Origin of the sequence: Acinetobacter lwoffii, from assembly GCF_022809915.1 — a bacterium.
Lineage (GTDB): Bacteria > Pseudomonadota > Gammaproteobacteria > Pseudomonadales > Moraxellaceae > Acinetobacter > Acinetobacter lwoffii_M.
Genome location: NZ_JALGQY010000002.1, coordinates 263,929 through 272,913, shown reverse-complemented (window position 1 = coordinate 272,913; position 8,985 = coordinate 263,929). Strand labels below are relative to the sequence as shown.

Below are 8,985 nucleotides of genomic sequence, written 5' to 3'. Positions count from 1 at the left end.
TTAAGTCCAGAAGCCTTTGAACAGAAATATTTCAAGAATTTAGAGGGATCGATTGTCCACGATACTGTCTAGGATCATGATTCAGAACCACTGCGTGAACAGATCAGGAAAACAGGGACTAAAGCGAATATACCAAAGAAAACAAATAGCCAATCGAACAATGACCATATGGACTGGTATTTATATAAAATCAGGCATTTAGTTGAAAATATGTTTTGTAGATTAAAGCAATTTAGAGGAATAGCTACTCGATATGACAAGCTCAAAAGAAATTATCAAAGTTCTGTTGCTTTAGCCTGTATATTTTTATGGCTACCTTTATAGGGTTAATTATGAACAGTAAATGTCAACAGACCCTACTTAATTTCGACAAGATTCTGCTTTCAGACAGAATTTTCGACAGGGAAGACATTTTATTCTTCGCTGTTGTCGGCTTGTGGTGCATCCTGAGTAGGCAAACTATATTCCTCATTGGCCCAAGCGCCTAGATCAATCATCTTGCAACGTTCTGAGCAAAAAGGACGGAATTCATTATCTTCCCATGTGGTCAGCTTGCCACAGCGCGGACAGTTTAAAGTGGTAGGCATGGGACGACTCCAAAGAAAAATAAAGGTTCGATTAGGCAAATATAGCCGCACTTGTTAGACTTATGCGGTTTTTATTAGTTTGATCTGATTATGCCGATTCGTCAATTTCAAGCACAGCGTATGCATGCGCCCCGTGATTTTCAAAGCATCAGTCCTGAACCGGTCTGCGTCGAAGTGGGAGCGGGTAAAGGTAAACATGCCTTGTTATTCAGCAAGAACAATCCAGACACTCAACTGATTGCAATTGAACGTACCCGTGAAAAATTTCTGGCGATGCAAAAACAGCATGCTGTTGAGGGTCAAACTAATTTACAAACCGTTCATGCCGATGCTTTACCGTGGATCGTGCATGCACTGTATCCGCAGCAGGTAGAACAATTCTTTATTTTATATCCAAATCCTGAACCGCATAATCCGGCACAGCGCTGGGTCAATATGCCATTTTTTGAGTTTCTACTTTCCCGCCTGAAAACCGGGGGAACGATTACTTTGGCCAGTAATATTCCTGCCTATATCGAAGAAGCAGAAATACAAGTGCGAGAGCTCTGGAAGCTACCTTTTGTCAAAGAAGTGATTGCTGCAGATTCGGCGCGTACCCATTTTGAAATTAAATATCTGGAGCGCGGTGAACTATGCCAGCAACTGATCATCAGCAAGCCTGAAAGATATGTAACGCGCTTTGATGATTTCCAGCCTTTGCAAGGGCAGAATGCCACCGTCTCGGACTAAGCAGATGAGCAAACGCATTGCTATTGTGGGCGCAGGCCCTGCAGGCTTAATGGCAGCAGAAGTGCTCAGTCAGTTTGATTATGAGTTGCATGTCTATGAGCAAAAGCCGTCTGCCGCGCGAAAACTCCTGATGGCAGGAAAGACCGGCCTGAATATTTCCCATGCTGAGCCTGTGCCACAGTTTGTACAAAGTTATGATCAGGTGGAGTGGTTGTCCCCTTGGATCAAACAGTGGGATGCGGTCTGGATTCAAGACTGGATGAAACAGCTCGGTATTGAACCTTATATCGGTTCGTCCGGCCGGGTATTTCCCACAGAGATGAAAGCCGCGCCCTTGCTGCGTGCCTGGCTCAAGCGTTTGGCTAGTGATGGCATCCAGTTTCATTACCGGCATAAAGTCAGCCAGTTAGAGCAACAACAGCTTGAGCTACATGATCTGAAAAATAATGAACATCGCACTGAACATTTTGATGCCATTATTCTGGCTTGTGGTGCAGTGTCTTGGTCAGCGTTGGGTAGTGATGGTGCATGGCAAGCCTGGTTAAAGCCGGATGAAATTGAGCCTTTCCAGGCCAGTAATGCCGGAGTGGAATATCCCTGGTCTCGATTTATGCAGCCAGTCTTTGGTCAGCCGCTGAAACGTGTTGCAGCATGGGTTGGGCAAGGTGAAAAGACCATCGGCGATATCGTGATCAGTCATTATGGTCTGGAAAGTGGTCTGATCTATAAGCAGGGGCGTGGCTTACGCGAGCAACTAAAACAGGGGCAGCCTATGCAGCTGCATCTGGACCTCTTCCCAAATCAAAGCATCGAACAGCTTGTGCAAAAAATACAGCCAAGTAAGAAGCAGTCTTTAACTAATGTCTGGCGTAAAGCCGGATTGGACGGTGCCAAGGCGGCTCTGGTACGGGAACTGGTGGCCAAAGCGGTATGGCAAGATCCTGCTGAATTAGCCAAAAAAATTAAACATTTGACCATTCCACTCACAGGTTTCCGCCCGATTGAAGAGGCAATTAGCTGTGCAGGTGGTGTCAAGCGTAAAGTGTTGTCAGAACAGCTACAATTGAAATCTAATCCATATGTATTTCTGTGTGGAGAAATGCTGGACTGGGATGCACCGACCGGTGGTTATTTGCTGACCGCGTGTTTTGCCACAGGGCGTGCAGCGGGAGAAGGTGTGCATCAGTTTCTGACAGCACACTAACTCATTTTATGGTCAGCACGAACTGGCATTTATACTGAAATACAGACTCAATAGCTCTGGCCTGGTTGATCCACGTTGTTTTAACGCTGCCAGTTCAGCTTAGATTATTTTTGTATTTTATCTAAGCTGTGTGCCAATTTAGCCTCCTAGACTATTCCTTCACTTGCCGGGAAGCTGGTTCTTTCTTGGCGAGATCCGGATATTGCGAACGCCAGCGTTCCAGTTGTTCTTGGGCGTGTAGATATTTCCCTAGACCTTTGACATTCTCACTGGCTTCATTCACGGGTGTAGCTTGAGTCTTGGGAGTATTGAGTAATTTGTCCTGATGTTCCCAGTATTGATACATCAAGCCCTGAATATAGCGGCCCTGTTCGGTTTTCAGTTCTAAAGCCTTCAACATATTCAATGCTGACTGGACATGATCATGCTGACGTTGCTGGACAAATTCTTCTGTCATATTTTCATCATCGCGCATGCTGTTTAATTCTTTTTCCAGGTCGCTGCTCATTTCCTGAAAGCGCTGTTCATAATCCGTCAATGCAGCAATATCATGTGGATCATCGGCAGTTTTAGGGAAGTCTTTCAGTGGCTCGGTTTTCAGTTCCTGCATGACTTGATCTGAAGCCGTATTATCTGTTGTCGCTTCAGTCGGAGTTTCGGTCGTTTTCTGGTCACATGCCATCAGCAGCATGGCCGCAGCGAACAACAGCGTTCGTGTCATTCCTGGTATTTTATTCATGATCGCCTCCTGTTTTTAATTACTTTTCTTGAACACATAGATATGGGTGACATAAGGAAAATCGATCATTTCCTCTGCGCTTTTGGCTGTATATTGCTGGATGATCTGTTCAAATTGTTGTTTTAACTGTGCCTGCTGCTGTTCAGGCATGGCTGCAATAAAACTAGTCGAGAGCAGCCGCCTAGATACCACTTGCTCGACACTGCCATGCTGTTGCTGGGTCATTGTGGTTTCTGCATAGGGCTGAAATAGCGTTTGCTGTGCAAAGACCTCGCGCCAGGTGCCGCTATGATAGCGCGGCGTATCGCCTTCCAAGGGGGCAATACAATCGGCCAAGGCCTGAACCCAGTCGATCCGAGTATCGCGCTGATTCCAAATTAACACCAGACAACCCTGCGGTTTGAGTACCCGATCTAATTCTTGTAAGGTAGCAGAATCGGCAAACCAGTGAAATGACTGTGCACAAAATACCGCATTCAGGCTATGATCAGGCAGGGGAAGTTGATGGCTAACGCCTTCAATTGCATGAATGTCCGGATGCGCCTGTTTTAATTGAGCCAGCATTTCCGGGACAGGATCAATTGCGATAATGTGCTTACTGAGCGGGCGTAAATAGGGGATAAACTTGCCGGTGCCACTGCCCAAATCCAAAACATGCGCATCTGCAGGCAAAGCCAGCGTTTTACTCAGCCACTGGCTGATTTCTGCCGGATAATCAGGACGCACTTGCTGATAGAGCTCAGCCGACGCACTAAAACCCCGTTTTGCTGCAGGATGTAATGATTGTGTCATATTTTGCGCTTTTTAATCTTTTTGATCGATATAAAATAGCATATTCACTTTTTTGACAGCGTTCATTGAATGAATTGTTGTGGAAGGGTTCGATTTACCAGCACGGGAAAGTTATGGACAAGCAGATTGTTTTTGAAGATGAACATATACGCGCGATTTTTATGCCGGGCTCCTCTTCAGAACTGATTTTTTCATTTGGCGATTTGATTACCCGTGCCAAGGGCCTCAACATCAATGCAGAAAAGTCACTGGCGAAATTCGAGTTTAATGTACTTGGTATTATGCCCAAGCATAAATCCTGGTTTCCACAAGGTTCCATGTGGAACATGTTGCAAGCCATCGCAGATCTGATTGAGCCGTTTCAGCAGCGTATTGCCTATGGCGGTTCGATGGGCGGCTATGCTGCGATCAAGTATTCCCGTGCCTTGGGCGTACAACGGGTGGTGGCGATGGTGCCGCAATACTCGATCGATCCGGAAGATGTACATGATGCCCGTTATAACATGTTCTATCAGCCAGAGCTGAATACAAATATGCGGGTTGCAGCCGAAGATATCGACAACACCTGCGAATATATTATTGTCTATGATCCTTACTGTGCCGAAGATCGTGCCCATTATCTGAAATTAGAGGCGCTGATTCCGCATCATCATGTGCTGCATTTACCTTTTACCGGACATGATGCGATCGCAGTTTTGGCCAGTTCCGAATTGCTCTATGACTTTTTGGTGCATGAATATGAGCCAAGCTATTTCTATCAGAAAATGCGCCGGGTCAAGAAAAACAGCAAGTTCTATTATCGCAAGGTGATTGAAAATGTCTTGCCACGACACCGCATGGCTTTGGGACTCATTCTGAAAAATAACGATCTGCAACTGGATAACCAGTTTTTTGATGCCAGCCAGAAACAGGTGATTTTGCGGGAACTGTTACGCAATAAACAGGTTGATCAGCATGACCTGCTCAAACTGGGCATTCATGTGAATTTGCCGCAGGAAAATCGTCAGCTGTTATTGGACCACTATGGACATGGTCTGGTATTTAATGTCATCAGCCATAAAATCGAAAGTTATGCAGAAGGTGCAATTGCCCTGAACCATAAATTTCTGATTCCGATTTATGCCAAAGGTAATGGTTTATTGAGCATTAACCTGAATGATGAACGTTATCTGGTGGTGATGAATGACCGGCACATCATGAAACTGATCAAGGAACAGGATGAGCTTAGTCTGGGCATGCACCCGATTTTAATGAAGCGTTATAGCGATTTTTATATGTTTAGCTATAAGCAGCTGAATCTGAGTACCAATGAGTATGGTGCTGCTGCTTTTATCGACGATAGTGACAAAAATACGCAGTTTGTGACGCACAGCGAGATAAATTAACTAAAAATTTTTATAAAAAACAATTATTTGACTTGTGATGGGCTTGGCATAATATAGAGATAAGCGGTATAAATAATAAACCAATTATATCGTTCCCGATGGTTGAAACGAAGAAGGGGATCTCTATGATGCAAGCGACTCGGATGATGCAATTATATTTTATCTTCGGTTTGGTTCTACCTAATCTGGCGCATGCAGAAACTGTGCATCCTGCAGTGATCATGGTCAGTGCGTCCATCATCTTTATGATTATTCTGTCTGTGTATGTGGTGTATCGAATTCGCAAGTCACTACGTAATCATATGGATAAACCGCTGGATTAATTGCATCAGGCTGGAAACAGGTTGAAAAGCCTCAATGACTTGTTTTAAATGACAGACATAAATTGTCAAACAGGATTGAGGGAACAGCCATGAAAGCCGTTTATTTAGACTATGCTTCTTTAGACCAGCAGGATTTGGACTTTCAGGCACTGCATGCAGTATTTGATTCACTAGTTTTGTATCCGGCGACCTCGGCTGCCGAGATTGCATCCCGTGTAGCTGGTTTCGATGTCATCATTACGAATAAGGTGATGATCGATGCAGCTACGATTCAGCAATGCCCTCAACTCAAACTCATTTTAATCTCCGCAACCGGCACCAATAATGTCGACCTTGAGGCGGCCAAAGCGCAAGGGATCGTCGTGTGTAACTGTCAGGCTTATGGCACTTCGGCAGTCGCGCAGCATACCATCATGTTGATGCTCAATCTGGCGACTTCATTCCTGTCTTATCAACGTGCATTAGAACAAGGCGAATGGCAAAAAGCCAGTCAGTTCTGTTTGCTGGATGCGCCAATTGTCGAGCTGGCCGGAAAAACATTGGGCATTGTGGGTTATGGCGAACTGGGTCATGCGGTGGCGAAACTGGCCGAGGCCTTTGGCATGAAAGTGCTTATTGCCGCGCTGCCAAATCGTCCGGCGGATGCATCCCGTATCCCATTTACCGAGCTGCTTCCTCAAGTCGATTTTTTAACTTTGCATTGTCCACTCACTGAAGATACCCACCATTTAATCAGTCATGCTGAACTGGATGCAATGAAAAGCAGTGCATTTTTAATTAACTGTGCGCGTGGTGGAATTGTTGATGAAGCGGCATTGGTTGAGGCTCTGCGTGCAGGCAAGATTGCCGGTGCAGCGACGGATGTACTCACGGTAGAGCCACCGAAACAGGGCAATGTACTACTTGATTCAACGATTCCCAACCTGATTGTGACACCACATAATGCTTGGGGCAGTGTCGATGCAAGACAACGGATTGTGGATCAGATGGTGGAAAACGTAGCAGCATTTAAACAAGGTCAGCCGATCCGGCAGGTCAATTCATAGATCGCGTCGATACAAGGTAATAGTTTTATTTTCTAAAAATTAAAAAAGCCCATCACGGGCTTTTTTTATAAATCGGTTACCGCATAACTGGTGGCTGAACCTGAACCAGATTGAGGCTGCATTTGTGGGGTGGTTGTTTGCTGTGGGGTAGTAGAGGACTCACTTAAAGGCTGCTGCACGATAGGTGCCTGCTGTGAATTGCCACGCCAGACTTCTTTGGTCTGCTGGATTTTCTGACCAGTTTGCTGCGCTGCCTGAGTTGCACCCTGATCTACTTTTTGCAGTGTATCAGAAGTTGCAGACTTGGTATTACTCCAGGCACGGTCTACCCCCGGCTTGATTTTGGCAATGCCTTTTTCCGTTGCTTCACCGACTTTCTCGGCGGTATTAATCACGCCTTCTTGTGCTTTATAGGCAAACACATGCAGCAAGTTCGGATTTTCACCATAGGGTTTAACCGGTTTGGCAGACTGAGTCGTGGTTTGTGCGAATGCTGGAACAGAAAGCATTAAAGCTGTCGTTAAAATAATTGGGGTTTTGATATTCATTATGGATCGACCTCGAATTCGTCTAAGTGCGGTCTGAGTTTGTTTTTCAGTGTAACGGATAATGGGCCAAAAACAATGAATATCCTGTGAAGAGTGCAGAGCTTTCAGGTGGATCTGTGCCGAAATATTGTAATTTTTAAAGAAAGGGCAGTAGAAATTAGCCCAAGTGTCGAATTGATTTTTAGCAAAATAAAAGCCCTGTTCTTAGACTAGAAACAAGGCGATCTTTTTAATCACATTGTGTCAGGGCATCTTTGGCGAAATGTTCGCGTAAGCTGACAAAGTTCTTCTGTACCCCTGCATCGTGCAGGTCAAATTTTTGTGCAGTGCTAGTACCGTCGCGCTGGAAAGTCGCTGAGCCGGCATCGATTAGAGTCATACCTTTAAATGACCATTGTTCAATGACACGGTTATTGCCAATATCACCGGTGAATTCAATCACGCATTTGTCGAGGAACTTGGTCAGTTTTGCCTTGTTGTTGGTGGTAGCTGGAACAACTTCGAGGTTTTGAACTTCCTGTAAGACGCCAACTTCAAGCTGCGGGATTTTGGGTGCAGATGTACAAGCTGTAACTGCGATACTCGCAAGACCCGTCAAAATAAGAGCTTTAAATTTCATATGATTCTTTCTTGTTGAGTGTTGTTAGGTTGAGTATATGAAATATATAGGGATATGCCTATAGTATTTGTCTGGCTTAGCTTAAAAGCGAGCTTTTGAAATTTTATTATTTTCATCTTTGGAATTTTTCTGAAATATGAAAATGAGGCACTTAAAGTATATTTTTTAATTATAGAAATTGGATAAAGAGCATAGCGAATGAATAATATCGATGAATTAAAATTTCATAAACAATTTAATACGTATGTAAAGTATACAAGTTTAGCAATCAAAATTTCAAAAAGTGTAGCTGGAAGATTAGTAGATTATAGAAAAGGATGGGCCTCTATCCTTTTTACAAAAATTTGTGTTACTTCGATCTCTTTAAAAAAATTAGCAGATTTGGATACTGGCAAGAAATATAATTCACATTGGGATTTTAATTCAGCATTTACTTTAGCTAGAAATTTAATGGAGTGCTATCAAACATTTTTTTATCTTTGTATTGATAAAATCTCAGAAGATGAAGCATTAGCTAGAAAAAAGCTTTTTAATTATCATGATTTTATAGCTAGAGAAAAATTATTTAAAGAAATTGGTAAAGAAGAACCGGATATAGACTTAAAAGACCAATTGATTAAAGAATTAACTAGTACTAAATATTTTCAAAACTTAGAAGAGAAACAACAACGGCATTTTTTAAAGGGGGCTACTGCTTTTTTTCTCAGTCGAGAAGAAATTGAACACAAAATCGGAAATTCAAAATCAGCATTTAAAGTAAATTACCAACTATTATCTACTTATACCCATAGTTTTCCAATGGGGTTCTATAAAATGTTTGAACCAGACCGAGGAACTGGAGTAAAGATACCAATAGAGGAGATATATTCTGCATATGCTTTAGGTTTAGCTGAAGGATATTTGAAATTAGCTATTAATAATATGTTAGAAATTTTCCCTGATTTATATGACAAATTAAACAAGCAAGATAAAGATCTTCTCGAATTAAAAAACCCGCTCTAAAGCGGGTTTTT

Annotated in this window: 11 protein-coding genes and 1 pseudogene; 7 read left to right on the top strand and 5 right to left on the bottom strand. The window is 43.2% G+C overall.

The features are described 5' to 3' along the window. Nucleotides 1-75 precede the first annotated feature (75 nt). Nucleotides 76-343: pseudogene (locus MTX11_RS02885) on the top strand (transposase); the annotation flags it as partial. A gap of 70 nt (nucleotides 344-413) precedes the next feature. Here MTX11_RS02885 and MTX11_RS02880 read toward each other — a convergent pair. Continuing rightward, a complete protein-coding gene (locus MTX11_RS02880; RefSeq protein ID WP_004278554.1) occupies nucleotides 414-587 on the bottom strand; it encodes a DNA gyrase inhibitor YacG in 174 nt (57 codons plus the stop codon). 84 nt (nucleotides 588-671) lie between these two features. Here MTX11_RS02880 and MTX11_RS02875 point away from each other — a divergent pair, with 84 nt between their 5' ends. Beyond that, complete coding sequence (locus MTX11_RS02875; RefSeq protein WP_243474301.1) at nucleotides 672-1,316, top strand: tRNA (guanine-N(7)-)-methyltransferase; 645 nt, start codon at nucleotides 672-674, stop codon at nucleotides 1,314-1,316. 4 nt (nucleotides 1,317-1,320) lie between these two features. Beyond that, the gene (locus tag MTX11_RS02870) at nucleotides 1,321-2,520 is read left to right on the top strand and encodes a TIGR03862 family flavoprotein (RefSeq protein ID WP_243474299.1); all 1,200 of its coding nucleotides are present in this window, start codon (nucleotides 1,321-1,323) and stop codon (nucleotides 2,518-2,520) included. Nucleotides 2,521-2,671: 151 nt separating this feature from the next. On the opposite strand, the gene MTX11_RS02865 is transcribed toward MTX11_RS02870, so the two are convergent. Then, entirely contained in the window at nucleotides 2,672-3,259 is a 588-nt protein-coding gene (locus MTX11_RS02865) for a hypothetical protein (protein WP_243474298.1), read from the bottom strand. A 15-nt stretch (nucleotides 3,260-3,274) separates the two neighbouring features. Next, nucleotides 3,275-4,051 (bottom strand): class I SAM-dependent methyltransferase, encoded by a 777-nt coding sequence (locus tag MTX11_RS02860; protein WP_243474297.1) that lies wholly within the window; start codon nucleotides 4,049-4,051, stop codon nucleotides 3,275-3,277. 113 nt (nucleotides 4,052-4,164) lie between these two features. On the opposite strand from MTX11_RS02860, the gene MTX11_RS02855 reads away from it, so the two are divergent. From MTX11_RS02855 to MTX11_RS02845, 3 genes are all read left to right on the top strand, one after another. Beyond that, a complete protein-coding gene (locus MTX11_RS02855) occupies nucleotides 4,165-5,436 on the top strand; it encodes a hypothetical protein (protein ID WP_243474296.1) in 1,272 nt (423 codons plus the stop codon). A 125-nt stretch (nucleotides 5,437-5,561) separates the two neighbouring features. Continuing rightward, on the top strand, nucleotides 5,562-5,759 hold the full coding sequence (locus MTX11_RS02850) for a hypothetical protein (protein ID WP_243474295.1): 198 nt from the start codon (nucleotides 5,562-5,564) through the stop codon (nucleotides 5,757-5,759). Between the two features lie 89 nt (nucleotides 5,760-5,848). Further along, on the top strand, nucleotides 5,849-6,805 hold the full coding sequence (locus MTX11_RS02845) for a 2-hydroxyacid dehydrogenase (RefSeq protein WP_243474294.1): 957 nt from the start codon (nucleotides 5,849-5,851) through the stop codon (nucleotides 6,803-6,805). Between the two features lie 65 nt (nucleotides 6,806-6,870). On the opposite strand, the gene MTX11_RS02840 is transcribed toward MTX11_RS02845, so the two are convergent. Both MTX11_RS02840 and MTX11_RS02835 read right to left on the bottom strand, forming a co-directional pair. Beyond that, entirely contained in the window at nucleotides 6,871-7,353 is a 483-nt protein-coding gene (locus tag MTX11_RS02840; RefSeq protein WP_164543346.1) for a hypothetical protein, read from the bottom strand. 229 nt (nucleotides 7,354-7,582) lie between these two features. Then, entirely contained in the window at nucleotides 7,583-7,972 is a 390-nt protein-coding gene (locus tag MTX11_RS02835) for a hypothetical protein (RefSeq protein WP_005108015.1), read from the bottom strand. Between the two features lie 198 nt (nucleotides 7,973-8,170). On the opposite strand from MTX11_RS02835, the gene MTX11_RS02830 reads away from it, so the two are divergent. Beyond that, entirely contained in the window at nucleotides 8,171-8,974 is an 804-nt protein-coding gene (locus MTX11_RS02830; protein WP_243474293.1) for a DUF5677 domain-containing protein, read from the top strand. The last annotated feature ends 11 nt before the right edge of the window (nucleotides 8,975-8,985 follow it).